This window comes from Cutibacterium avidum ATCC 25577, assembly GCF_000227295.1.
In the GTDB taxonomy this organism is placed as follows: domain Bacteria; phylum Actinomycetota; class Actinomycetes; order Propionibacteriales; family Propionibacteriaceae; genus Cutibacterium; species Cutibacterium avidum.
This window is the reverse complement of sequence record NZ_JH165054.1, coordinates 523,405-546,884: the sequence shown is the minus strand read 5'-3', so window position 1 is coordinate 546,884 and position 23,480 is coordinate 523,405. Positions and strand designations below refer to the sequence as shown.

Below are 23,480 nucleotides of genomic sequence, written 5' to 3'. Positions count from 1 at the left end.
GCTGAGTTTCAGCAGGAAGGGGCATACCCGTGGCTCACGACGACGGACTCAATCTGTTCGACGACCCGGACGATTTCGAGGGCGAGAACGACGTCGAGCCTGACGCCAGTGACACACCTCGTCGTGGATTCCCCGCCGGGGATGCTGAGCCGACTGCCGGACGGCGCGGTTATGACCCGGACGAGGAGGACGCCACCGTCGACGAGCTTTTCGAGGAGCGCTCCGACGACGATGATGAGGACCGTGCCGCATCGGCAACGGCGGCCAGGCGCAAGCGTCGTTGGCCGAAGGTCTTCCTCGTCATCGTCCTGGCGCTGCTGCTCATCGTCGTCGGCATCATCGCCTACTACCTGCGGTCGATCAATGTCGGCATGAACAACGTCAATCGCGCCCCGGTGGCGGTGCAGGGCACTCGTCCGCCGTCGGTCGAGACCGGTGCGCAGACCTTCGTCCTCGCCGGGTCGGACTCCCGCGGATGGGATCGTGGCCGTTCGGACACCCTCATCGTTGCCTACCTGCCCGCCAATCGCGAGAAGCTCTACCTCATCAGCTTCCTGCGTGACATGTGGGTGACGATCCCGGCTAATGACGTCGTCAAGAAGGATTCCAAGGCCAAGATCAACGCCGCCTACTCGTGGGGTGGCATGCCTTTGACGATCAAGGTGCTGGAGGGGCTGACCAACGTCAAGATGAACCATGGTGCCGTCATCGACTTCAACGGGTTTAAGCAGCTCAGCAGCGACCTTGGTGGCATCCAGGTCTACAACCCGCAGGAGTTCGACAGCATGGGTCATCACTTCGACAAGGGCAACGTGACCCTCGAGGGGGATGCTGCCTTGGCGTACGTCCACGAGCGCAAGAGCCTCAAGCACGGCGACCTGGATCGTGCTGCCAACGAACGAGCCGTCCTCACCACGATGATTGACAAGATCTTCTCGGCCGGCACACTGACGAATCCGAAGAAGTTCTCCGAGGTGGTGTCCGACGTTGGTTCCACGATGACGGTCGACGACGCGCTCACCAACAAGGAGGTGCGCAAGTTGGCTACCAGCCTCAAGTTTGGCTCTGGGGCCGACGTCGTCTCCCTGCAAGCTCCCATCAAGGGGTTTAGTAGGTCGAAAGACGGCCAGCAGTACGACATCGTCGACGAGGCCGGTATGCAGGAGTTGGCACAAGCGATGAGGACTGACACCATGGATCAGTACGCGGCCAGACACCCTGCGTGATGGATGACCGGCGGGGAGTTTTGGAGAGGACCTGCGAGTCTGATTCGACGTGAGACCGAATCCTCTCCTATACTCCCTGTGCTGGCGTTGCCAACCAGGCAGCGCCGAAGGGCACTAGCTCAATTGGCAGAGCAGCGGTCTCCAAAACCGCAGGTTGGGGGTTCAAGTCCCTCGTGCCCTGCGAGACGCATGTGCGGGGCGTATCCCTGGTGCGCAGCCGTGGCGAAGTCCTGGTCCACGGCACCAACCGTCAGGCAGGACCCGAAGGAACAGCGTGACCGACGAGAAGCGAAACCTCAGTGACGGAGACGATCCTTCCGTCGAGGGCGAGCTGTCTCCGAGAGGGGAGGATCTCGCATCCCGCAACCTTACGGAGGCTGAGGAGTACGACGTCGTCGATCCCGAGGCTGAGGAGTTGACGACTCCTGACGATGTCGTCGACAAGACTCCTGACAAGGCCGACCCCGAAGACATGGTGGTCGACGATCCCGAGCAGCTCGAGGAAGCCGAGAAGGCTGCAGTCTCCGCTCGTTCCAGCCGTCCGGTTCGCAAGAAAGACGCCGCTGGCAAGCCGGCTCGGCGTGGCAAGCCGGTGCGCAAGGGTACCAAGGAAGCTGACGCCGTGGATGGGAAGCCCGCAGCTGCTTCTGCTGCCAAGCCTGCTGGCCCTGGGCCGAAGCGCGAGTTGACCAAGGCTCCCGTCCGCAAGCAGAGCAGCAAGCAGGAGGCTGCCGAACAGGGCAGCCATCGCACCGGCCCGGTAACCTTTACGAAACAGTCGGTTGCCGAGCTGCGCAAGGTCAAGTGGCCCACCGGCGACGAGCTGGGTCAGTACTTCCTCATCGTCCTCGTTTTCGTTCTGCTCATCATCGCTTACGTCAGTGGCTTGGACGTCCTCTTCGGATGGATCATCATCAAGCTCTTTGGCAACTGACGATCACATTGGAGAATTGACCTGTGACTGACAGCCCCCATTTCAGCGAGAACGACGACGTCGAGATCAACCTCGACGTGTTAACCCCTGACGAGACCGAGAAGAAGGACGACCAGGTCGACATTGACCTCGGAGACCTCGGCGAGGAGGACTCCGCCAAGGAGCCTGAGATTAACCTCGACTTCGGTGACGACAAGTCCGAGGAAGCGTCGGATGACGACATCGCCCGTAACCTCGGCATCGGCCAGGCTGCCGACGGCGAGGAGAAGTCCGACGAGGACGAGCCAGCCGATGCCGGAAACCAGGACGCCGTCGACGCCGCCATTGAGGAGTTGCGCGACGAGCTGTCCTCGAAGTTCGGCGAGTGGTACGTGCTCCACACTTACTCCGGCATGGAGAACAAGGTGAAGCAGAACCTCGATGCCCGCGTGCAGAACTTCAACATGGAGGACTACATCTTCGAGACGGTCGTCCCCACCGAAGAGGTCGTCGAGATCCGTAACGGCACCCGCCGCACGATCACCAGGGTGTACCTGCCCGGTTATGTGCTGGTGCGCATGGACCTGACCGATGACTCGTGGGGCATTGCGCGTCACACCCCGTCGGTGACCGGGTTCGTCGGTCAGTCGACCACCCCGATCCCACTGACCTTCGACGAGGTCGTCACGATGCTGACGCCGTCGGTCGTCGCCAAGGTCGCCCACGAGAATGCTGACAAGGCCCCCTCGCCCAAGGCCAAGCCGAAGGTCGAGGTTGCTGATTATGAGGTCGGCGAGTCGGTGCAGATCACCGATGGCCCCTTCGCCGGAGTCCCGGCTCAGATCACCGAGATCAACACCAACAATCAGCGTGTCAAGGCCTTGGTCGAGATCCTCGGACGTTCCACCCCGGTGGATCTCGAGTTCAACCAGATCGAGAAGATCTGAGAATTTTTCGATTCTCTACGCGAGCCGGACCGTGATGGGTTCGGCTCGCGTCGTCCAGGCCGACCGAGCCCCGGTGTGATGCCTGCTGGTCATACCGTCGACCCCTTGATTTTGGACCCACCGGCCGAGTCGCTTAGACTTGATCGGTGCGTCTGTGTCCGGATGCTCGTCACGCCCGGACTCGCACTGGCGGCATCAACCGATGCCGTCACGACCGAAAGAAGGACCCATCAATGCCTGCTAAGAAGAAAGTAGCGGCTCTCGTCAAGGTCGCTCTCCAGGCTGGACAGGCCACCCCGGCCCCGCCAGTCGGTACCGCTCTTGGTCCCCATGGTGTCAACATCATGGAGTTTTGCAAGGCCTACAACGCTCAGACCGAGGGGCAGCGCGGAAACGTCGTCCCGGTTGAGATCACCATCTACGAGGACCGCACCTTCAGTTTCGTCCTCAAGACCCCGCCGGCTGCTGAGCTCATCAAGAAGGCTGCCGGAATTAAGAAGGGCACCGAGAACCCGCTCACCCACAAGGTCGGCAAGATCACCAAGGATCAGGTCCGCGAGATCGCCGAGACCAAGATGCCTGACCTCAATGCCAACGACGTCGAGGCCGCCATGAAGATCGTGGCCGGCACCGCCCGCTCTATGGGCGTCGAGGTCGAGGCCTGAAGCTCACAACCCACAGACAGTTCTTGTGGAGGGGCACGCGCTGCCCTCACCACACCTGGTGAAAGGAACCAGACATGAAGCGCAGTAAGGCATATCGCGCAGCCGCTGAGAAGGTGAACTTCGACCAGCTCTACTCCCCGGAGGAGGGTCTGGCCCTGGTCGCATCCGGTGCATCGGCCAAGTTCGACGAGACCGTCGACGTGGCCATCCGTCTCAGCGTCGACCCCAAGAAGGCCGACCAGATGGTTCGCGGTACCGTCAACCTTCCCAACGGCACTGGCAAGACGGCACGGGTCCTCGTCTTCGCCACCGGTGAGAAGGCCGAGGCCGCCCGTGCTGCGGGCGCCGACGAGGTCGGTGACGACGACCTCATCGCCAAGGTCCAGGGCGGATACCTGGACTTCGACTCCGTGGTCGCCACCCCGGACATGATGGGCAAGGTCGGTCGTCTGGGCCGCGTCCTCGGTCCCCGCGGCCTGATGCCGAACCCCAAGACCGGCACCGTCACCATGGACGTCGCCAAGGCCGTCTCTGACATCAAGGGTGGCAAGATCGAGTTCCGTACCGATCGTTACGCCAACCTCCACTTCCTCATCGGGAAGGTGTCCTTCGGGCCGGAGAAGCTGGTTGAGAACTACTACGCCGCTCTTGACGAGATCCTGCGTCTCAAGCCGAACTCCGCCAAGGGTCGTTACCTGCGCAAGGTGACCGTCTCCTCGACGATGGGTCCGGGCGTGCAGATCGATCCTGCCTCCGCTCGCGTCGCTGAGTGACGTACTGACTGACGACGGCCCCTGCAGCCATGGTGCTGCGGGGGCCGTTCTGTGATGTCGGGGGGCGGGATCATGCAAAGGACCAGATACGGACAACATCCGCGTCAACTCCGTCTTCGGGGCTGACTGGTACGTCGGCGTCCGTGACGTGGACGAGGCCTTCTCCCACACGGCATGGGTGATGCCGAGAGTGGTCGGCCCGTGCCGCTGGGGCGGGCAACGGGGGCCTCCCGCTCAATTTGGTCCACCGCTCTCCGTCAGTTACACTGTACAAGTTGCCGTAGACCGCTGGCCGGGTTTCCCGCCAAGCACCCGGAGTGACGGATGGCCCGCGCAGGTGAACGCCGAGATGCTTTGCTACCCCGTCGTGCGCCTGTGCACCGGGGTTTTCTTTTGTCCTCCCTGCGGCTCCGGTGCTGACAGCCCAGCTGCCAGCATGACGTACGAGAAGTGGGAAGGAGACCCAATGGCTAGGCCTGACAAGGTCGCCGCGGTCGCTGAGCTGAAGGAGAAGTTCTCCTCGGCCGACGCCACCGTGCTGACCGAGTACCGCGGTCTCTCCGTGTCGGCGCTCAAGGATCTGCGCCGTTCACTGGGGAGTGACGCCACCTATGCCGTTGCGAAGAACACCCTGACCCGCATTGCCGCCAAGGAGGCGGGTATTGAGGGACTTGACGAGCAGCTCGTCGGCCCCACCGCCCTCGCCTTCATCAACGGTGACGTGGCCTCCGTGGCCAAGGGTTTGAAGAACTTCGCAAAGGACAACCCGCTCCTGGTCATCAAGGGCGGCGTGATGGACGGCAACGTCCTCGACGCCGACCAGGTCAAGAAGCTTGCCGATCTCGAGTCCCGTGAGGTCCTCCTCGCCAAGCTCGCCGGTGGCCTCAAGGCCAACCTCACGAAGGCCGCTGTGGTCTTCAACGCCCTGCCGTCCAAGGCCGCCCGCGGCCTCGGCGCCCTGCAGGAGAAGGCTGCTGCTGATCCGTCCGTGATCGGTGGAGCTGGAGAGGCTTCCGACCAGGAGCCCAAGACAACCGAGACCCCTGAGGCGTCCGCCGCCCAGGACAACACCAACGAGTGAAAGGACGCCCATCATGGCGAAGCTCAGCAACGAAGAGCTCCTTGACGCTTTCAAGGAGATGACCCTCATCGAGCTCTCCGAGTTCGTGAAGCAGTTCGAGGAGACCTTCGACGTCTCCGCTGCCGCCCCCGTGGCTGTCGCCGCTGCTGCCGGTGCTCCGGCTGCCGGTGGCGAGGCCGCTGCCGCTGAGGACGAGAAGGACGAGTTCGACGTCATCCTCGAGTCGGCCGGCGACAAGAAGATCCAGGTCATCAAGGAGGTCCGTGGCCTCACCAGCCTGGGTCTGAAGGACGCCAAGGACCTCGTCGAGGGCGCTCCGAAGCCCGTCCTCGAGAAGGCCAAGAAGGAGGACGCCGAGAAGGCCAAGGAGGCTCTCGAGGCCGCCGGCGCCACCGTCACCCTCAAGTGACGATCCTCGCGTAGCGACTGTCTCGACAGTTCAGGAGATCCGCGTCAACCCCTGGGGTTGGCGCGGATCTTCGTTGTCATGGGGGGAGTGGGGCCGTACCCGTGCGGCTCTGCATCGTGACGCCTGGCGCGTTGGGTTGCGTCCCTGGCCGCTATCGGGCACAGTTTGGGTGCAGCATTGGCGCCGATTTGCAAGATACGTTAACGGTGACGTAAAATCATTCCTTGCACCATAGCCAGCGATCGCCCATGCTTGACATGGGCGGTTCGTCATGCCCCCAGGCCGGCCGACGGGTCGGTTGTAGGAGTTCTCGGAAGGACCGCACATTGGCCGCCACGCGCACTGCGTCGAAGAACACCAACGCCATTTCGCCCCAGTCGGGACGAATCTCATTCGCCAAGATTCACGAGCCGTTGGAGGTTCCCAACCTTCTCGACCTGCAGGTTGAGTCGTTCAACTGGCTTGTTGGCAACGAGATATGGCAGTCCCATGTGGACGCCGCCCTTGCAGAGGGACGCACCGATATCAACACCAAGTCAGGCCTCGAGGAGATCTTCGAGGAGATCTCCCCGATCGAGGACTACTCCCAGACGATGTCCTTGTCTTTCCGGGATCACCGTTTCGAGGATCCCAAGCACAGCGTCGACGAGTGCAAGGATCGCGACACCACCTACGCGGCCCCGCTGTTCGTGACCGCGGAGTTCATGAACAACGAGACCGAGGAGATCAAGTCCCAGACGGTCTTCATCGGTGACTTCCCGCTCATGACCTCGAAGGGCACCTTCATCATCAACGGCACCGAGCGTGTCGTCGTCTCCCAGCTGGTGCGTTCCCCGGGTGTCTACTTCGAGAAGACGGCCGACAAGACCTCCGACAAGGACATCTTCACGTGCAAGGTGATTCCGTCGCGTGGCGCTTGGCTCGAGTTCGAGATCGACAAACGCGACACCGTCGGAGTTCGTCTGGACCGTAAGCGCAAGCAGAACGTCACCGTTTTCCTCAAGGCCCTCGGCTGGACCGCTGACCGCATCCTCGAGGAGTTCGGCGACTACGAGTCGATCCGTCAGACCCTCGAGAAGGATCACGGTGTCGAAACTCAGGATCAGGCGCTGCTGGACATCTACAAGAAGCTGCGTCCTGGCGAGCCGCCGTCCCGTGACGCCGCCCAGCAGCTGCTCGAGAACTACTACTTCAACCCGAAGCGCTACGACCTGGCCAAGGTTGGTCGTTACAAGATCAACAAGAAGCTCGGTCTGTCCCTGCCGTTCGACCAACAGGTGCTGACGATCGACGACATCGTCGCAGCGATCCACTACGTGTGCGCCCTGCACGAGGGCACCGAGATGCTCCCGCGCGAGGGACGCGACGACATCGTCGTCGAGGCCGACGACATCGACCATTTCGGCAACCGTCGTCTGCGCACCGTCGGTGAGCTCATCCAGAATCAGCTGCGTACCGGTCTTGGTCGGATGGAGCGTGTCGTGCGTGACCGCATGACCACCCAGGACATCGAGGCCATCACCCCGCAGACCCTGATCAACATCCGTCCGGTGACGGCCGCGATCAAGGAATTCTTCGGAACCTCCCAGCTGTCGCAGTTCATGGACCAGAACAACCCGCTGGCCGAGATGACCCACAAGCGTCGTCTGTCGGCCCTGGGACCCGGTGGTCTGTCCCGTGACCGCGCCGGCATGGAGGTTCGAGACGTTCACCCGTCGCACTACGGTCGTATGTGCCCGATTGAGACCCCTGAGGGTCCGAACATCGGTCTGATTGGTTCGCTGGCCTCCTTCGCCCGCGTCAACGCCTTCGGCTTCATCGAGACCCCGTACCGTAAGGTCATCGACGGTCAGGTCACCGACCAGGTCGTCTACCTGACCGCAGACGAGGAGGATCGTCACGTCATCGCCCAGGCCAACGCCAAGGTCGATGACGACGGTCGTTTCGTCAACGATCGCGTCCTGGTGCGTCAGCGTCACGGCGAGGCCGACGAGGTCCCGAACTCCGAGGTCGACTACATGGACGTCTCCCCGCGCCAGATGGTGTCGGTGGCGTCCGCCCTCATCCCGTTCCTCGAGCACGACGATGCTTCCCGAGCCCTCATGGGCGCCAACATGCAGCGTCAGGCCGTGCCGCTGGTGCGTACCGAGGCTCCGTTCGTCGGAACCGGTATGGAGTACCGCTGTGCGGTTGACGTCGGTGACGTCACCCTTGCCGAGAAGGCAGGTTCGGTCCTGTCGGTGAGCGCTGACCTCATCGACATCGCCTGCGACGACGGCACCTACCAGACCTATAAGCTGGAGAAGTTCCGCCGTTCCAACGCCGGTACCTGTATCAACCAGCGTCCGCTGGTCACGGTGGGGCAGCGCGTCGAGGTCGGTACCCCGCTTGCTGACGGCCCGTCGACGGACAAGGGCGAGCTCGCCCTCGGCCGCAACATGCTGGCTGCCTTCATGCCGTGGCAGGGCCTCAACTACGAGGACGCCATCATCCTGTCTCAGCGCATCGTCTCCGACGACGTCCTCACCTCGATCCACATCGAGGAGCACGAGGTCGACGCCCGTGACACCAAGTTGGGCGCCGAGGAGATCACGCGGGACATCCCGAACGTCTCCGAGGACATGCTGGCCAACCTGGACGAGAACGGCATCGTGCGCATCGGAGCCGAGGTCGGTACCGGCGACATCCTCGTCGGCAAGGTCACCCCGAAGGGCGAGACCGAGCTGACTCCTGAGGAGCGTCTGCTGCGCGCCATCTTCGGTGAGAAGGCCCGCGAGGTCCGCGACACCTCCCTCAAGGTCCCCCACGGCGAGGAGGGCACCGTCATCGGCGTGCGCGTGTTCGACGCCGAGAACGGTGACGAGCTGGCCCCCGGAGTCAACCAGATGGTTCGCGTCTACGTCGCCCAGAAGCGCAAGATCTCGATCGGTGACAAGCTCGCCGGACGTCACGGTAACAAGGGCGTCATCTCGAAGATCCTGCCCGTCGAGGACATGCCGTTCCTGCCGGACGGCACCCCGGTTGACATCATCCTCAACCCACTGGGTGTGCCTTCCCGCATGAACGTCGGTCAGGTGCTCGAGATGCACCTCGGTTGGATCGCCCACTCCGGCTGGGACATCACCCAGGCCGAGGGCGACTGGGCCGAGCGTCTGCGCGAGGTCGGTCTCATCGACGTCCCCGAGGAGTCCCGTCTGGCCACCCCGGTCTTCGACGGTGCCACGGAGGAGGAGATCACCGGTCTGTTGCAGTACGGTCACCCGACCCGCGACGGCGACATGCTCGTCGACGCCGACGGCAAGGCCACCCTCTTTGACGGCCGTACCGGCGACCCCTTCCCGTCCAAGGTGGGTGTCGGCTACATGTACATGCTGAAGCTGCACCACTTGGTCGACGACAAGATCCACGCCCGTTCCACCGGTCCGTACTCGATGATCACCCAGCAGCCCCTTGGTGGTAAGGCTCAGTTCGGTGGTCAGCGATTCGGCGAGATGGAGGTGTGGGCCATGGAGGCCTACGGCGCCGCCTGGGCGCTGCAGGAGCTGCTCACCATCAAGTCCGATGACGTTCCGGGCCGTGTCAAGGTCTACGAGGCGATCGTCAAGGGCGAGAGCATCCCGGAGCCGGGCATCCCCGAGTCCTTCAAGGTACTCGTCAAGGAGATGAAGTCGCTCTGCCTGAACGTGGAGGTGCTCAACTCGGAGGGCCAGGAGATCGATCTGCGCACCTCCGACGAGGACACCCGGTCCGGTCTGGGTATCGACATCGGGCGTCGCCCCGGTGCCGACAACGCCATGGCCGACTGACCTGCCCATTCTGCCGGGGCGACGACGTCGCCCCGGCCCCCTGAACACAGTCCGTTTGACGGGGGTGGGGACGGGCCCGGACAACCCGCCCCACACAGACACCCCGACTGGAACCTCTCCTGACGAGGAGGGGCTACCACCCACCCAGGTGGGGGAAAGAGAACAATCGTGCTGGACACCAACTACTACGACCGGTTGCAGATCGGCCTGGCCACGGCCGACCAGATCCGTGCGTGGAGCCACGGCGAGGTCAAGAAGCCCGAGACCATCAACTACCGCACCCTCAAGCCCGAGCGTGACGGCCTCTTCTGCGAGAAGATCTTCGGCCCGACCCGTGACTGGGAGTGCTACTGCGGCAAGTACAAGCGCGTCCGCTTCAAGGGCATCATCTGTGAGCGCTGTGGCGTCGAGGTGACCCGTTCCAACGTGCGTCGTGAGCGCATGGGACACATCGAGCTGGTCGCCCCAGTGACCCACATCTGGTACTTCAAGGGAGTTCCCTCCCGCCTGGGTTACCTGCTCGACATTGCCCCGAAGGACCTCGAGAAGGTCATCTACTTCGCGGCTTACATGATCACCGCCGTCGACGAGGAGGCTCGCCACCGCGACCTGCCGTCGCTGGAGGCCAAAGTGCAGACCGAGCGCTCCCGCATGGAGCAGCGTCGTGACTCCGAGATGGAGGCCCGCCGGGTCAAGCTCGAGGAGGACATGGCTCAGCTCGAGGCCGACGGTGCCAAGGCTGACACCCGCCGCAAGGTCAAGGACGGTGCGGAGAAGGAGCTCAAGCACATCGAGACTCGCGCCCAGCGCCAGATCGATCGTCTCGACGCCGTGTGGGATCGCTTCAAGAACCTCAAGGTCCAGGACCTCGAGGGTGACGAGATCCTCTACCGCGAGATGAAGTCGCGCTTCGGCAAGTACTTCGAGGGTTCGATGGGCGCCGAGGCGATCAAGCGTCGTCTCCACGACTTCGACCTCGCTGCCGAGTCCGAGAAGCTGCGCGAGATCATCAAGACCGGCCGCGGGCAGAAGAAGACCCGCGCCCTCAAGCGCCTCAAGGTCGTGCAGGCCTTCCTCGAGTCCGGCAACTCGCCGGAGGGCATGGTCCTGGACTGCGTCCCGGTCATCCCGCCGGATCTGCGCCCGATGGTGCAGCTCGACGGTGGCCGCTTCGCCACCTCGGACTTGAACGACCTCTACCGTCGCGTCATCAACCGAAACAACCGCCTCAAGAGGCTGGTTGACCTCGGCGCCCCGGAGATCATCGTCAACAACGAGAAGCGCATGCTCCAGGAGTCCGTCGACTCACTGTTCGACAACGGTCGCCGTGGGCGCCCGGTGAGTGGCCCGGGCAACCGTCCGCTCAAGTCGCTGTCCGACATGCTCAAGGGCAAGCAGGGTCGTTTCCGTCAGAACCTGCTCGGTAAGCGAGTCGATTACTCCGGCCGTTCGGTCATCGTCGTCGGCCCGCAGCTCAAGATGCACCAGTGTGGCCTGCCGAAGGCCATGGCCCTGGAGCTGTTCAAGCCCTTCGTCATGAAGCGTCTCGCCGACCTCGAGCACGCCCAGAACGTCAAGTCCGCCAAGCGCATGGTCGAACGCCAGCGTCCCGTGGTGTGGGACGTCCTCGAGGAGGTCATCAAGGAGCACCCGGTTCTGCTGAACCGTGCACCTACCCTGCACCGTCTGGGTATCCAGGCCTTCGAGCCCCAGCTCATCGAGGGCAAGGCCATCCAGCTTCACCCGCTCGTCTGCTCGGCCTTCAACGCTGACTTCGACGGTGACCAGATGGCCGTGCACCTGCCGCTGAGCCCTGAGGCCCAGGCCGAGGCCCGCGTCCTGATGCTGTCGACGAACAACATCCTCAAACCGGCTGACGGTCGCCCGGTCGCCCTGCCCTCGCACGAGATGATCATCGGCGCTTACTACCTGACGATGGCCCTCGACGGCCTCAAGGGTGAGGGACGTGCTTTCTCCTCGCTGGCCGAGGCAATCATGGCCCATGATCTTGGCGAGCTCGAGATCGGCGCCAAGATCAAGCTGCGTCTCAAGGGCGTCGTGCCGCCGCACGGCGAGACGGTTCGCGCTGACGGCTCCGTCATCCTCGACACCACCCTGGGACAGGCCCTGTTCAACGAGGTGCTGCCGGACGACTACCCGTACGTCGACTACCTCGTCGGCAAGAAGCAGATTGGCAAGATCGTCAACGACCTCAGCGAGCGGATGACCCAGCTCGAGGTGGCCCACGTCCTCGACAATCTCAAGAACATCGGTTACAAGTGGGGTTCGCTGTCCGGCGTGACCGTCTCCATCGGCGACGTCCAGACCCCGCCGACCAAGCCGGAGATTCTGGCCGGGTACGAGGCTCGCGCCGCCAAGGTCGACCGAGAATACGACCGTGGTGCCGTGACCGAGGAGGAGCGTCGTCAGGACCTCATCCAGATCTGGACCGAGGCCACTGCTGAGCTGACCGCCGCCATGGAGGCCAACTTCACCCAGACCAACCCGGTTCACATGATGGTCGACTCGGGCGCTCGAGGCAGTATGACCCAGATGCGTCAGATCGCCGCCATGCGCGGTCTGGTGGCTGACCCGAAGGGTGACATCATTCCTCGCCCGATCAAGTCCAACTTCCGCGAGGGCCTGACGGTTCTGGAGTACTTCATCTCCACTCACGGTGGTCGTAAGGGACAGGCTGACACCGCTCTGCGTACCGCTGACTCCGGTTACCTGACTCGTCGTCTGGTCGACGTGTCCCAGGACGTCATCGTCCGCGAGGAGGACTGCGGCACCACCCGTGGCATGCCCAAGACCATTGCTGTCGACGCAGGCAACGGCAACTTGGTGCGCGCCGAGGGGCTGGACACCGCGGTGTACGCCCGATGCCTGGCTGCCGACGCCCTCGACGCCAATGGCAATGTCGTGGTGGCGGCCAACTCCGATCTCGGTGACGAGGAGATCTCCAAGCTCATCGCTGCTGGTATCTCGCAGATCAAGGTGCGTTCGGTGCTCACCTGCACTGCAGCCCAGGGCTGCTGCGCTCGTTGCTACGGACGTTCACTGTCGACCGGTCACCTGGTTGACGTCGGTGAGGCCGTCGGCATCATCGCTGCTCAGTCGATTGGTGAGCCTGGTACCCAGCTGACGATGCGTACCTTCCACACCGGTGGTGTCGCTGGTGACGACATCACCCAGGGTCTTCCCCGTGTCGTCGAGCTCTTCGAGGCCCGTAGCCCGAAGGGCAAGTCGCCGCTGGCCGAGGCCGCTGGTGTCATCCGCATCGACGAGTCGGACAACCGTCGCAAGCTCATCCTGGTACGTGACGACGGCGAGGAGGACGTGGAGTACGTTCTGCCGCGCCGTGCCCGTCTCGAGTTCGACCTCGACGGCACTCACCGTGTCATTCGTGACGGAGTGCGGGTTGCCGCAGGTGAGCAGCTCATGGGTGGTACCGCTGACCCGCAGGACGTCCTGCGCATCTCCGGTGTTCGCCGGGTGCAGGAGTACCTCGTCAAGGAGGTTCAGAAGGTCTACAACACCCAGGGCGCTGGCATCCACGAGAAGCACATCGAGATCGTCATTCGCCAGATGCTTCGCCGCATCACCGTCATCGAGTCCGGTGACACCCAGATGATGCCCGGAGAGCTGGTGGACCGTAACTCCTACGAGAACGCCAACCGCAAGGCTGTCGCCGAGGGCGGTCGCCCGGCTGAGGGTCGTCCGGTGCTCATGGGCATCACGAAGGCCTCGCTGGCCACCGAGTCCTGGCTGTCGGCTGCCTCCTTCCAGGAGACGACGAAGGTACTCACCGATGCCGCCATCAACGGCAAGACGGACACCTTGGTCGGTCTCAAGGAGAACGTCATCCTCGGTAAGCTCATCCCGGCCGGTACGGGTCTGGAGGTCTACCGCAACATGAGGGTGGAGCCGACCGCCGAAGCCAAGGCTGCTGCGTTCACGATGAACTACGACCCGTTCGACTACGACTTCGGTTCGGGGTCGGGCGCGGCTGTTCCGCTGGACGACCTGGATCTGGGTGATTTGAGCTGAGGCTGGGACCCGGCTGCGAAAGCCTCTCCTCCCCATGTGGGGAGGAGAGGCTTTTGTATGAAGCCTGAACGTCGGTCATGGTGTGTCGTTGTCCTTGACGCTTCACGCGGAGGAAGCGTGAGGCCCCCACTGCCATGCAGTGTCCTCGCGGCTTGTCCGTCGGAGGTGCGCAGTGATACCAGGAGTCGCCTGCGGGCTGAGCTGTCCATCTCGTTGGAAAGAAGTGGTATGCGGACTAAGAAGAAGCAGCTGGCGCCAGTGGTGCTGGCCGTCTTCATAGCCCTGCCAGCCACGGTGCTCGCACCGATGGCATGAGCGGCAGCCGCAAAGATTGCCTTAAGCAAAGATCACACGGACGAGTTCTATGTCACCACCGATACCGGAGCCCCGTCGTTAAGTGTGGACGACGGCTTCACTCGCGGATGTATGACCCTAACGATGTCGAATTTCAGATCCAGTCCGATATGTACGGAAAGTACAAAGCCTACCGGAGTGAGCGAATCGTATCCCGAGGGCTACTAAACCGGCAGTGAGGAAGCTGGTGAATGGTTCGAACCAGGGTGGAACGCCTCGGGCTTTAAAAGAGAACGGATTCAATGCCTTACCGGTTGATTTCACTGCGATTACTGGTCCAGGCGCGATGGTCCTCGTTGGTAACTCTCTCGAGGAGAATGAGAACGTCAAGCTCGGCACCGTCCATGCCGATGACAGGTGTGAGGTTGTCAAAGGGGCTCTTCCGGGAGAAAGCATGTCATATGTCCAGAACTTCGAGAGGGGGGATGGAGAGGGCTGATTCAACGCGTTCAGCCAAAACAGCGTGTGCCTGACGCAGGCGCTCGGTATCGGGGTATACGACCAGCGTCTTGTCTCCAGTGGTCCAGAAGTCGCGGTCCCAGGTCTCGGGGTGTGACCAGATGTTCTCCTGGCTCGCGGTCCAGTCGGGTAGCTTCCTTTGAATCTTGGTGGCGACAGCCAGCTGGTTCTTGGCCGTCTGATAGACGGTGTCGATGCGGGTCCCTTCTGGAACTGGTTGCCTGACGCGAACCAGACGCCGTCCCATGAAGGTCGCCCGGTGGTCGACGCCGTCAGTGCGCAGCGCGAGCTCGATCTCCTCATAGCCCTCAGCCGCTCGCTGATGCTTCTTCACGTAGTCGCGGAGCGCCTCCGCGACGGCCGCTGATAGGCCGCCAGCGATCTCACTGGCTTCGGTGAATAGACTCACGTCGTCTTCCGACACGTACACGTTTCTACTAGGCATGTACATAACTATGCGCATATATGTAGCGTTCGTCAACCCCTGCTCAAGTAAGGATTGCTGGGTACTGCACACCAACAGGACATGCTGTCTTCGGGGTGGGACACCAATGGCGTTGCCCTTGACTTCGGTGCTATTGATCTCGACTTTGTCGAGGTGAAGGGGTCAGGAAGGGTCTACATGTTCATGCAGGGGATCGGCAAGCTGCGATCTCTGCTGGTGAGGCCGTCGTTTCTGAACCTGTGACTTACACCTGGGCTGTCGGTGACCAACATGGTGATCAGGCGGCAGGGGCGTCGAGGAGCCAGGCTGCCGCCGGGTTTACTGATCAGCCGTCTGGAACACCGGCCGGATCGGTGCGGTACTACGGCGGACAGGCGAGGTGTGATTGGAGGCGTAGACTGCGGTGGTACGCCTGCTAAGGTGCTTGCTGTGTTACGAGGGGATAGCGGGATGAAGCGAACAGTTCTGACGGGGATGGTTGCAGCATGCTTGGGACTGGCCGTTTTTGTAGGGATGGCTCCGGGGGCAAGTGCGCACCAGGTTGCTCCCGTTCCCGTTCCGACGTCCCGGGTCACTACGGACGCCCGCCCGACTCATCGTGCATCGGTGCATGTGAGTGTCGGCGTCAGCCTGCCGCCTCACCATCGCCGCATCGTGCCTCCGGAGATTCGTGGCGGCACCGTTTACCTGCCGAACGTCAGTGCTGGCCCCATCATCCTGCCGACCATCAAGGGCGGAACGATCACCCTTCCCGACGTCAAGGGCGGCACCATCACCCTTCCCGACGTCAGTGGACGTCCCATCGTCCTGCCGAAGATTGAAGGTGGGACGGTGAGCATCCCGCCGATCGTCTTCCCCTCCATGCATGCCATGGGCAGCCTCAGCGTCAACGGAACGATCAGGGGGCAGGTCAACGGCAAGAGCCATGGCAACTTCCTGGCTGCGGGCGGCGTGGGTGCTCCTGTGTCTCGCCCGGCGGCCCTTCCTCGAACGGGCGCCTGAGGAGCTGCGGACGCAGCGCTTTTCACCCGTGGAGTTTGACCTCCATGGGGTTTCGTGGCGCCCCTCCGCGCGCCTCCTCGCAGCGTCGCTGAGTTTGACCCCCTGAAACCCGGGAGATACCCTGTTAACGCGTGTCCGGTTCGACCGGATACTTGTGCGTGCCCTGGCATGGCGACAAACGACCACTCGAGTTGCTGCGAGAAGGTCTGCCCGTGCGGAGTTCGCACGGCACTCCCAATCTGCAGCGAGGGGCAGCGGTGATCCCGACGCAGCGATGGAGGGGTGCACAGCCAGGGAATTCCGAACCCACCAGACGGAAAGAGATACCAGCCGGTGCCTACAATCCAGCAGCTGGTCCGCAAGGGCCGCACTGACAAGATCAGCAAGAACAACACGCCTGCCCTCAAGGGCTCGCCGCAACGTCGTGGCGTGTGCACCCGTGTGTACACCACGACGCCGAAGAAGCCGAACTCGGCTCTGCGAAAGGTCGCCCGTGTGCGCCTGTCGTCGGGCATCGAGGTCACGGCCTACATTCCCGGTGTCGGACACAACCTCCAGGAGCACTCGATGGTGCTCGTGCGTGGCGGTCGTGTGAAGGACCTCCCGGGTGTGCGTTACAAGATCGTCCGCGGCTCCCTTGACACCCAGGGTGTCAAGGGCCGCAAGCAGGCCCGTAGCCGTTACGGCGCCAAGAAGGAGAAGTGATCCATGCCTCGTAAGGGACCCGCGCCGAAGCGCCCAGTGATGGTCGATCCCGTCTACGGATCTCCTCTCGTCTCCCAGCTCGTGAGCAAGATCCTTCTCGACGGCAAGAAGACTGTCGCCCAGAACATCGTTTACACCGCCCTCGAGGGTTGCCGCGCCAAGACCAACACCGATCCGGTGCAGACCCTCAAGCGCGCGCTCGACAACATCAAGCCCTCCCTGGAGGTCAAGTCCCGCCGTGTCGGCGGTGCCACCTATCAGGTGCCGGTCGAGGTCAAGCCCGCTCGCCAGACCACCCTGGCCATGCGTTGGCTGGTTGCCTTCTCCCGTGAGCGTCGTGAGAAGACCATGGCTGAGCGTCTCATGAACGAGATCCTCGATGCCTCCAACGGCCTCGGTGCTTCCGTGAAGCGCCGTGAGGACACCCACAAGATGGCTGAGGCCAACCGCGCCTTCGCCCACTACCGCTGGTGATTGTTGGCCCCCTTTCCGTCGGGAAGGGGGCACCATCACGTCCAGCCCAGAAAACCTCGCGGTTCACCGCAGGTTCATCTGCGTCGAGCATCATACGAAGACCACTAACTCCAAGATTCGAGGTCAAGAACAGTGGCCAAAATTGACCTGAGCAAGGTTCGCAACATCGGCATCATGGCCCACATCGATGCCGGCAAGACGACGACGACCGAGCGCATCCTCTACTACACCGGTAAGTCGTACAAGATCGGTGAGGTCCACGACGGTGCCGCCACCATGGACTGGATGGAGCAGGAGCAGGAGCGCGGCATCACCATTACCTCCGCCGCGACCACCACCTTCTGGCACGACACCCAGATCAACATCATTGACACCCCCGGACACGTGGACTTCACCGTTGAGGTGGAGCGCTCCCTGCGTGTTCTGGACGGTGCTGTCGCCGTGTTCGACGGTGTCGCCGGCGTCGAGCCGCAGTCAATGACTGTGTGGCGTCAGGCCGCCAAGTACGGCGTTCCGCGCATCTGCTACGTCAACAAGCTTGACCGCACCGGTGCTTCCTTCGATCACTGTGTGCAGACCATCAAGGATCGTCTGCACGCCATCCCGGTTCTGTTGCAGCTGCCGATCGGTGCCGAGGACAAGTTCATGGGCATCGTTGACCTCGTCGAGATGAACGCCAAGACCTGGCGTGGCGAGACTGAGCTCGGGGCTCATTATGAGACCGAGGAGATCCCGGCCGACATGAAGGACGAGGCGGAGGCCGCTCGTGCCGAGATGCTCGAGACCGTCGCCGAGAACGACGAGGAGTTCATGGAGCTCTACCTCGAGGATCCGGACTCGGTGACCATCGACCAGCTCAAGGCCGCCATTCGTCGCGGTGTGCTGGCTTCCGCCTTCACTGCAGTCACCTGTGGCACCTCGTTCAAAAACAAGGGTGTGCAGCCGCTGCTCGACGCCATCGTCGACTACCTGCCTTCCCCGCTCGACGTCCCGGCCATCTCCGGCTTCAAGCCTGGTGACGAGTCCGTCGAACTGCAGCGTCATCCCTCCGACGACGAGCCGCTGTCGATCCTGGCCTTCAAGATTGCCTCTGACCCGCACCTGGGCAAGCTGACCTTCGTGCGCGTCTACTCCGGCGTCATGCACGCTGGCGACCAGGTGCTCAACGGTACCAAGGGCAAGAAGGAGCGCATCGGCAAGATCTACCAGATGCACGCCAATAAGCGTGAGGAGATCGAGAGCATCGGTGCTGGCATGATCTGCGCCGTCATGGGCCTCAAGGACACCACCACTGGTGAGACTCTCTGCGACCCGAGCAACCCGATCATCCTTGAGTCGATGACCTTCCCGGCTCCCGTGATCGAGCAGGCCATCGAGCCGAAGTCGAAGGCCGATCAGGAGAAGCTGTCGAACGCCATTCAGCGTCTCGTCGAGGAGGATCCGACCTTCCGCGTCCACACCGACGAGGAGACCGGACAGACCATCGTCGCCGGTATGGGCGAGCTCCACCTGGACGTCTTCATCGACCGCATGAAGCGTGAGTTCCACGTGGAGGCCAATATCGGCAAGCCGCAGGTGGCCTACCGCGAGACCCTGCGCAAGCCGGTCGAGAAGTACGAGTACACGCACAAGAAGCAGACCGGTGGTTCTGGTCAGTTCGCCCGCGTCATCATCGCGATCGAGCCCCAGGAGCCTGGCTTCGGCTACGAGTTCGTCAACGCCGTTACCGGTGGTCGCGTCCCCAAGGAGTACATCCCATCGGTCGACGCTGGTGTCCAGGAGTCGATGCAGTTCGGTGTTCTCGCCGGCTACCCGGTCGAGGATGTCAAGGTCACCCTGCTCGACGGCGCCTACCACGAGGTCGATTCCTCCGAGATGGCCTTCAAGATCGCCGGTTCGATGGCCTTCAAGGAGGCCGCTCGCAAGGCGAACCCGGGTCTGCTCGAGCCGCTGATGGCCGTTGAGGTGACCACCCCCGAGGACTACCTCGGTACCGTCATCGGCGACCTCAACTCCCGTCGTGGCCAGATCCAGGAAATGGTCGAGGAGCACGGAAACAAGGTCGTGCGCGCCCTGGTCCCGCTGTCCGAGATGTTCGGATACGTCGGTGACCTTCGCTCGAAGACCTCCGGACAGGCGACCTACTCGATGGAGTTCGACTCCTACGGCGAGTGCCCGTCCACCGTTGCTGACGAGATCATCGCCACGGCCAACGGAGGCAAGTGAGCTTGCTGCTATAGCTGATTGACGAATCGGCCCGGTTCCACATATGTGGAACCGGGCCGATTGTCGTGAATGACCCTGCGGAGTCAATCCCCTCAGCTTCCGAGCTCGCCTCCTACCCGCCCCAGGCGCCTCTGGCGCCGGGCTCCAGGGTGGTCCACAGGATAGTTCGAAGCCCTTTCCACAGCCCGGAACTCCGTGGAACGGTGGCGCTGTACTTACGGTCCCGGGCTAGGCTCGGCGGCGTGGCCATGGCAGATGGACGCCCCAATCGGTTTGGTGCGGTGGAACGGATGCTCAAGACGACACGGCGTGGTCATCCCTCACGTGCCTTTGATCTTGCGACCCCCAATGCTCTGGGGATGAGCAGCGCTGGCCTAGGCCGAGTTCGTCGGCTTCGCCTATGCGAACCTGCTGCTGCAAGCGACGAAGAATGAAATATGAATCAATCGGTACGTGCTCCGAGTTGACGGATTGGGTAGCTCGTGGCGGTTCTGGTTGGCGGTGCGCCGAGTCAGTTGGCTCGACACACCGCTGTTGTTCATGGATACGGCGAGGGAGTTAGGGCCTCGTGCCGCCCTTGGTTTGACTATCACGGACTACTGCAGAACAATAAGACAAGTTCCCTGACCTCTGGTCGGGGGCCCGTCCAGAAACGTTCCTGGGAACCTCCCAGGAATATCCACATGACGCGTCCCGTGCACAAGCGGGCGACATTCCAGAAGGAGCCCCAGTGGCAAAGGCCAAGTTCGAGCGGACCAAGCCGCACTGCAACATCGGCACCATCGGACACATCGACCACGGCAAGACGACCCTCACCGCGGCGATCTCCAAGGTGCTGCACGACAAGTACCCGGAGCTGAACGAGGAGTCGCCGTTCGACCAGATCGACAAGGCTCCCGAGGAGCGTCAGCGCGGCATCACGATCTCGATCGCTCACATCGAGTACCAGACCGAGAAACGTCACTATGCTCACGTTGACTGCCCCGGTCACGCTGACTACGTCAAGAACATGATCACTGGTGCTGCCCAGATGGACGGCGCCATCCTCGTGGTCGCCGCCACCGACGGCCCGATGCCCCAGACTCGTGAGCACGTCCTGCTCGCCCGCCAGGTGGGCGTGCCGGCCATCGTCGTCGCCCTCAACAAGTGCGACATGGTCGACGACGAGGAGCTCATCGAGCTCGTCGAGATGGAGGTTCGCGAGCTGCTGACCTCGCAGGACTTCGACGGCGACAACTGCCCGATCGTTCGCATCTCCGCCTTCCAGGCCCTTCAGGGTGACGAGAAGTGGACTCAGTCGATCCTCGACCTCATGGACGCCGTGGATGAGTACGTCCCGCAGCCTGAGCGTGACCTCGACAAGCCCTTCCTCATGCCGATTGAGGACGTCTTCACCATCACCGGTCGTGGCACCGTTGTCACCGGTCGTGTTGAGCGCGGCGTCGTCAAGACCAGCGAGGAGGTCGAGATCGTCGGTATCCACGACAAGATTCAGAAGACCACCGTCACCGGCGTCGAGATGTTCCGCAAGATCCTCGACGAGGGTCGCGCTGGTGAGAACGTCGGCATTCTGCTCCGTGGCACCAAGAAGGAGGATGTCGTTCGCGGCATGGTCCTCTGCAAGCCCGGTTCCACCACCCCGCACACCGACTTCGAGGGCCAGGTCTACGTTCTGAAGAAGGATGAGGGTGGCCGTCACAAGCCGTTCTTCTCGCACTACAGCCCCCAGTTCTACTTCCGCACCACGGACGTGACTGGCACTGTTGAGCTCCCCGAGGGCACCGAGATGGTTATGCCTGGTGACAACACCGACATGACCGTCCACCTGATCCACCCGATCGCCATGGAGGAGCAGCTCAAGTTCGCCATCCGTGAGGGCGGTCGCACCGTTGGTGCCGGTCGTGTCACCAAGATCATCAAGTGATGTGATCTGAGATTTTGACGAGGTCCGTCCCCACAGGGGGCGGACCTCGTTGCATGTTTAGGGTAGTTGCATGTCTAGGGTATGGGTGGAGGAGATCGGGCACATTCATGGCAACCAACCAGCTGCGAGGGGATGGAGCGCGGCACCAGCCCCGACAGACGCGGCGATCACCGAGGAGCTGAGGTCTTGGGGATCGCCTTCGCGATGGCATCCATGGTGTGACGATCGCAGTGAATGCCGAGGACTGCCGACCAAATGGGGATGAATTCGCTGTGGTAGTTGTGCCCATGCCCACCAGGCGGAGTCGTCGACAAGGCCATGTCGGCCGTGACCTGCCAGAAACTCGACCATGGCGTCCACTGAATGTGGGGATTGACGTCGTCTCCAGCGCGCTCGCGCATCCAGTCGGGCTCTGACCAGATCATCTCGGGGGACCACCACGTCACCGGATCGGACGGGTGCTGTACATAGGCGATGCGTGTGTGGGCTGACCAAGGAGGATAGGCGGCTCCCCAATGATCGTGGTAGATCTCGCCGGGACTACCCATGAACCTCACGATTCGGCCACCGTCGATCACGGGGACGATGGCGGGGGAACCCTCTCGTCGGTTCGCCTCCAAATTCTTCCAGATCGGCGTGAACCCGGGGGTTCCGACCCACACGGCGCCGTCAACCTTGGCGATCATGTCGTCGATGGATGGGAAGGCGGACTGACCACCGTAAGAGCCCAGGGACACACCGCTCGTGTAGAGCTTCGGACGAGTTTCGGGGGCCAGGGTGGCCCAGTAGTCGTGGATGACGCTGAACAGGGCCTGGGCACCTTCCTTGGGAGATTCGCGGTCCAGGAGGAAGGCCCCGACGCTGCCCAGGTACGAGTACTGCATCGTGGCCGTCGCGCAGTCACCGCCGGTGAGATACTCCACGGCCGACACCGACCACTCCTCGATCCAGCCGGACCCGGTGCCGTTCTGGACGACGAGCACCTTGCGATGGAACGCCCCGGTACGGATGAGCTCGGCGAGAACGCCATTCGCCTCGGCGACGTAGTCGCGACGGGAATTGAGCCCGGCGTAGACGCGGATGGGCTCCTTGGCCGACTGACCGGTGACCTTTCCGATCATGGCGGCGTCGGGGCCGTCAGTGACGGCGTCCTTGCCCTCCCGGCCCAGGCTGTCCCAGGTCTGAAGCGAGGCGGGGGACCCGGACCGAAGGGGCGACGTCGGGGGTTTCCGTCCGGCGGCCGTCTGCGCATTGGTTTCAGCCATGACGTGGGCAACACCGTTGGCCGTCGTCCTGACGATGACGTTGTTCGTGGCCCAGAGCAGGAGTGAGATGCTCAGCACCACGACGACAATTGCCAGTACCGGCTGGGCGATGAGACGGTGTACGCCGGTGTACAGATTTCGGATGCCATGAGCGATGAGGCGGATGAGCAGTACCGTCGCGGTGAAGAGGATCAGCCCCGTGAACACGCCAACGGTCTGCGCGACCCAGACCTTCCGTGGCAGACCGACTTCCTCTGAGACGTGCTTCTGCTGTCTCGTGCACCACATGAACATCCACAGCGATATCAGGGCGAGAATGGCGTACCAGCTACGTCGGATGCCCCGGACCGCGTGAGTTGAGATCATCACCTGCAAGCGCGTGATCTCAGCTAACCACCGGGAAATCCGCCCGATGAGCCCTCCGACCCCATAGGCGAGAAGGGTCGACAACCACACGTTGACGGCCACCATCCACCAGGTCCGGGGGACCAAGGACGGTGTCAGGGCGGTCCACAGACCGAAAAGGGCGAAGACGAGGCCAGCAATGCTGGCACGGCGCAGCACCCTTGCCGGCCAACGTCGGTTGCCCAGCCGAGCCGGGAGTCCATGCCTGGGATTCCGTGGAACGATTTGGGTTGTCAGCGCTGCGTCCTTTCATTGTCAGTGGTGAAGGTTGCCCTCGCCAGATGCCACGGGACACTCTTCCACGTCGTGAGGACAAGAAGGGCCTCGGCCCACCAAGTCGGGTGGGCCGAG

Annotated in this window: 17 protein-coding genes, 1 tRNA gene and 1 pseudogene; 17 read left to right on the top strand and 2 right to left on the bottom strand. The window is 62.7% G+C overall.

What is annotated here, in order from left to right:
* Positions 1 to 29 precede the first annotated feature (29 nt).
* From HMPREF9153_RS02445 to HMPREF9153_RS12560, 11 genes and pseudogenes are all read left to right on the top strand, one after another.
* A complete protein-coding gene (locus tag HMPREF9153_RS02445; protein WP_004809081.1) occupies positions 30 to 1,226 on the top strand; it encodes an LCP family protein in 1,197 nt (398 codons plus the stop codon).
* A gap of 108 nt (positions 1,227 to 1,334) precedes the next feature.
* A tRNA-Trp gene (locus HMPREF9153_RS02440) sits at positions 1,335 to 1,407 on the top strand.
* A gap of 93 nt (positions 1,408 to 1,500) precedes the next feature.
* A complete protein-coding gene (gene secE / locus HMPREF9153_RS02435) occupies positions 1,501 to 2,160 on the top strand; it encodes a preprotein translocase subunit SecE (protein WP_004809080.1) in 660 nt (219 codons plus the stop codon).
* A gap of 23 nt (positions 2,161 to 2,183) precedes the next feature.
* A complete protein-coding gene (gene nusG, locus HMPREF9153_RS02430; RefSeq protein ID WP_004809079.1) occupies positions 2,184 to 3,086 on the top strand; it encodes a transcription termination/antitermination protein NusG in 903 nt (300 codons plus the stop codon).
* Between the two features lie 233 nt (positions 3,087 to 3,319).
* A complete protein-coding gene (gene rplK, locus HMPREF9153_RS02425) occupies positions 3,320 to 3,751 on the top strand; it encodes a 50S ribosomal protein L11 (RefSeq protein WP_004809078.1) in 432 nt (143 codons plus the stop codon).
* A gap of 74 nt (positions 3,752 to 3,825) precedes the next feature.
* Positions 3,826 to 4,524 (top strand): 50S ribosomal protein L1, encoded by a 699-nt coding sequence (rplA, locus tag HMPREF9153_RS02420; RefSeq protein ID WP_004809077.1) that lies wholly within the window; start codon positions 3,826 to 3,828, stop codon positions 4,522 to 4,524.
* 466 nt (positions 4,525 to 4,990) lie between these two features.
* On the top strand, positions 4,991 to 5,605 hold the full coding sequence (gene rplJ / locus HMPREF9153_RS02415) for a 50S ribosomal protein L10 (RefSeq protein WP_015582149.1): 615 nt from the start codon (positions 4,991 to 4,993) through the stop codon (positions 5,603 to 5,605).
* A gap of 13 nt (positions 5,606 to 5,618) precedes the next feature.
* Positions 5,619 to 6,014, top strand: coding sequence for a 50S ribosomal protein L7/L12 (gene rplL, locus HMPREF9153_RS02410; protein WP_004809075.1), 396 nt, complete (start codon positions 5,619 to 5,621; stop codon positions 6,012 to 6,014).
* Positions 6,015 to 6,340: 326 nt separating this feature from the next.
* Positions 6,341 to 9,820, top strand: a complete 3,480-nt coding sequence (gene rpoB / locus HMPREF9153_RS02405; RefSeq protein ID WP_004809074.1) for a DNA-directed RNA polymerase subunit beta — start codon at positions 6,341 to 6,343, stop codon at positions 9,818 to 9,820.
* A gap of 168 nt (positions 9,821 to 9,988) precedes the next feature.
* On the top strand, positions 9,989 to 13,870 hold the full coding sequence (locus HMPREF9153_RS02400; protein ID WP_004809073.1) for a DNA-directed RNA polymerase subunit beta': 3,882 nt from the start codon (positions 9,989 to 9,991) through the stop codon (positions 13,868 to 13,870).
* A gap of 228 nt (positions 13,871 to 14,098) precedes the next feature.
* Positions 14,099 to 14,603, top strand: a pseudogene (locus HMPREF9153_RS12560) (choice-of-anchor M domain-containing protein); the annotation flags it as partial.
* Positions 14,604 to 14,621: 18 nt separating this feature from the next.
* On the opposite strand, the gene HMPREF9153_RS02390 reads toward HMPREF9153_RS12560, so the two are convergent.
* Entirely contained in the window at positions 14,622 to 15,146 is a 525-nt protein-coding gene (locus tag HMPREF9153_RS02390; RefSeq protein WP_004809070.1) for an EXLDI protein, read from the bottom strand.
* A 63-nt stretch (positions 15,147 to 15,209) separates the two neighbouring features.
* Here HMPREF9153_RS02390 and HMPREF9153_RS12300 point away from each other — a divergent pair, with 63 nt between their 5' ends.
* The 6 genes from HMPREF9153_RS12300 (at position 15,210) to tuf (ending at position 21,459) form a co-directional block, all read left to right on the top strand.
* Positions 15,210 to 15,371: a hypothetical protein gene (locus tag HMPREF9153_RS12300; protein ID WP_004809069.1), complete on the top strand. Its 162-nt coding sequence runs from the start codon at positions 15,210 to 15,212 to the stop codon at positions 15,369 to 15,371.
* Positions 15,372 to 15,578: 207 nt separating this feature from the next.
* Positions 15,579 to 16,130: a hypothetical protein gene (locus HMPREF9153_RS13010; RefSeq protein WP_023031883.1), complete on the top strand. Its 552-nt coding sequence runs from the start codon at positions 15,579 to 15,581 to the stop codon at positions 16,128 to 16,130.
* A 333-nt stretch (positions 16,131 to 16,463) separates the two neighbouring features.
* On the top strand, positions 16,464 to 16,835 hold the full coding sequence (gene rpsL, locus HMPREF9153_RS02380; RefSeq protein WP_004809066.1) for a 30S ribosomal protein S12: 372 nt from the start codon (positions 16,464 to 16,466) through the stop codon (positions 16,833 to 16,835).
* Between the two features lie 3 nt (positions 16,836 to 16,838).
* The gene (gene rpsG, locus HMPREF9153_RS02375; protein WP_004809065.1) at positions 16,839 to 17,309 is read left to right on the top strand and encodes a 30S ribosomal protein S7; all 471 of its coding nucleotides are present in this window, start codon (positions 16,839 to 16,841) and stop codon (positions 17,307 to 17,309) included.
* A 132-nt stretch (positions 17,310 to 17,441) separates the two neighbouring features.
* Positions 17,442 to 19,535: an elongation factor G gene (gene fusA / locus HMPREF9153_RS02370; RefSeq protein WP_004809064.1), complete on the top strand. Its 2,094-nt coding sequence runs from the start codon at positions 17,442 to 17,444 to the stop codon at positions 19,533 to 19,535.
* 730 nt (positions 19,536 to 20,265) lie between these two features.
* Positions 20,266 to 21,459, top strand: a complete 1,194-nt coding sequence (gene tuf / locus HMPREF9153_RS02365; RefSeq protein ID WP_004809063.1) for an elongation factor Tu — start codon at positions 20,266 to 20,268, stop codon at positions 21,457 to 21,459.
* A gap of 167 nt (positions 21,460 to 21,626) precedes the next feature.
* Here tuf and HMPREF9153_RS02360 read toward each other — a convergent pair whose 3' ends face one another.
* Positions 21,627 to 23,288, bottom strand: a complete 1,662-nt coding sequence (locus tag HMPREF9153_RS02360) for an alpha/beta hydrolase (protein ID WP_004809062.1) — start codon at positions 23,286 to 23,288, stop codon at positions 21,627 to 21,629.
* Between the last annotated feature and the right edge of the window lie 192 nt (positions 23,289 to 23,480).

Excerpts from the sequence above, each read along its gene's own strand:
- HMPREF9153_RS13010 (WP_023031883.1), top strand. The coding sequence starts at position 15,579 with ATGAAGCGAACAGTTCTGACGGGGATGGTTGCAGCATGCTTGGGACTG.
- rplK (WP_004809078.1), top strand. The coding sequence starts at position 3,320 with ATGCCTGCTAAGAAGAAAGTAGCGGCTCTCGTCAAGGTCGCTCTCCAG.
- HMPREF9153_RS02390 (WP_004809070.1), bottom strand. The coding sequence starts at position 15,146 with ATGCGCATAGTTATGTACATGCCTAGTAGAAACGTGTACGTGTCGGAA.
- rplJ (WP_015582149.1), top strand. The coding sequence starts at position 4,991 with ATGGCTAGGCCTGACAAGGTCGCCGCGGTCGCTGAGCTGAAGGAGAAG.
- rplA (WP_004809077.1), top strand. The coding sequence starts at position 3,826 with ATGAAGCGCAGTAAGGCATATCGCGCAGCCGCTGAGAAGGTGAACTTC.
- HMPREF9153_RS12300 (WP_004809069.1), top strand. The coding sequence starts at position 15,210 with ATGCTGTCTTCGGGGTGGGACACCAATGGCGTTGCCCTTGACTTCGGT.
- rplL (WP_004809075.1), top strand. The coding sequence starts at position 5,619 with ATGGCGAAGCTCAGCAACGAAGAGCTCCTTGACGCTTTCAAGGAGATG.
- rpsG (WP_004809065.1), top strand. The coding sequence starts at position 16,839 with ATGCCTCGTAAGGGACCCGCGCCGAAGCGCCCAGTGATGGTCGATCCC.